Here is a 2044-nt window from a genome sequence, read left to right on the forward strand (position 1 = left end):
CCGTGTCGGTGATCGTGTCCTGGCCGTCGCCGATCGCGAAACGGTAGACGTCGTTGCCGCCGCCTCCGGCCAGGCTGTCGCCGCCGCGGCCGCCGTCCAAGACATCGTCGCCGACATCGCCGGTGAGGCTGTCGTTGCCTTCGTCGCCGAACAATTGGTCGTTGCCGCCGAGCGAATTGAGGCTGTCATCGCCGAGCCCGCCGTGCATGACGTCGGCCGCGCCGGTGCCGTAGAGCACGTCGTTGCCGTCGGTCGAGACCATCGCCTTCGCGATCAGCTGCGCGTGCGTCCAGACCGTGCCGTCGGCGAACTTGACCTCCTCGATCGCATTGCCGGCGACGCTCTGCGCGTTGACGATGGTCAGGCGGTCGGAGCTGCCCGCGATCGCGAGCATCAGCCCGGTCGAGCCGACCTGCCGGACCTCGATCTCGCCGGGCAGGATGCCTTCGCCGAAATCGATCCGGTCGATGCCGGCGGTGTCGGTGATCGTGTCGTCGCCGTCGCCCCGGGCGAAGCTGTAGACGTCGTTGCCCGCGCCGCCGATCAGCGCGTCGCGGCCGGTGCCGCCGACCAGGAGATCGTTGCCGGTGTCGCCGGTCAGCGTGTCCGCGCCGGCATTGCCGAACAGCTGGTCGTCGCCGCCCAGCGCGTTGATCGTATCGTCGCCCAGCCCGCCGCTCATCACGTCGGCCGCGCCGGTCCCGTAGAGCACGTCGTTGCCGTCGGTGGAGGCCATCGACAGCGCCAGGATCTGCGCCTCGCCGAGCACGCTCCCGTCGTCGAAGCGGAATTCCTCGATCCGGTTCGCGGCCGTGCCGAAGGCGTTGAGCAGGGTCAGGCGCTCGTCGGTGTCGCGGATTCGGACTACCAGGCCGGTCGAGCCCTGCTGGCGGATGACGAGGTCGGCGGCGGTGATCCCGGGGCCGAACACGATCGCGTCGATTCCCCCGGCATCGTTGACCGTGTCCTGGCCGTCGCCGAGGTTCCAGCGGTAGACGTCGTCGCCCGCGCCGCCGGCGAGGGTGTCGTTGCCCTGCCCGCCGATCAGCGTGTCGCTGCCCGCGTCGCCCGAGAGATTGTCGTCCCCCGTCCCGCCGTCGAGCAGGTCATTCTCGGTGCCGCCGATCAGCTGGTCGTCGTTTGCGCCGCCGAGCAGCGTGTCGTTGCCGGCGCCGCCGTCGAGCACGTCCTTGCCGGAGGTCGTCCCGGGGATGAGGATTGGGCGATAGAGCTGGACGTTGTCGAGCGAGGCGCCGCCGCCGTCCACGGTGCCGGTGCCCCGGAAGGTGAGCTGGTTCATGCCGTCGCGAGCGACGAGGTTGATCACCTCGCCGATCATCGCGACGCCGGTGGTCGTGTAGCTCGCCACCAACTGGTCGTTCCACAGCACCTCGAACGATCCGCTCGCCGCGTTCATGCGGTTGGCGTGGTCGAAGCGCAGCACCAGGGACTCGCCGGCGACGAGGCCGGTCACCTGCTGAGAGATGACCATGTTGCCGTCGGTGCCCGAGCCGTCGAGATCGAGCCAATAGCGGCCCTCGGTGGCGATGACGCTCTGATGCCCGCTGTCGACCTGCTCGAACGCCGATGCGTTGGTCTTGGTCCAACCCGGCAGGGTCGGGTTCGAATAGCCCCACGAGGCCCGGCTCGGCGACGGGCCCGATTGCTCGAAGCCGCCGTTGACGAGCAGGTTTTCGTAGTAGCCGCCGCTGTCGCCGATCAGAATGTCGTCGCCGCCGCCGCCGAGCAGCCGGTCGGAGCGCGAGGTGCCGGTGATCGTCTCTCCCGCACCGGTGCCGGTGAAGGTCGATCCGGCGGGGATCGGGGCGACCGCGCGGGCGAGCACGTCCGCATGGGTCCAGATGGTCCCGTCGGCGAAGCGCACCTGATCGATCCGGTAATTGGCGTCGGTGACCGCCCATTCCATCGTGATCCGGTCTTCGCTGCCGGCGATCTTCAGGATCAGATGGTTGCCGTCGGAGGACTTCTCGACGACGATGTCGGCCGGCGCGATCGTCGCGTCGAACTCGACCGCGTCGTTCCA

The 2044-nt window shown here is 69.2% G+C and carries 1 protein-coding gene; it reads right to left on the minus strand.

What is annotated here, in order from left to right:
* Positions 1–2044, minus strand: a 2044-nt coding sequence (locus E2493_RS19400; RefSeq protein ID WP_135090192.1) for a calcium-binding protein, incomplete at both ends; no start/stop codon positions are given.

The sequence above is a fragment of the Sphingomonas parva (ex Maeng et al. 2020) genome, from assembly GCF_004564275.1.
GTDB lineage: Bacteria > Pseudomonadota > Alphaproteobacteria > Sphingomonadales > Sphingomonadaceae > Allosphingosinicella > Allosphingosinicella parva.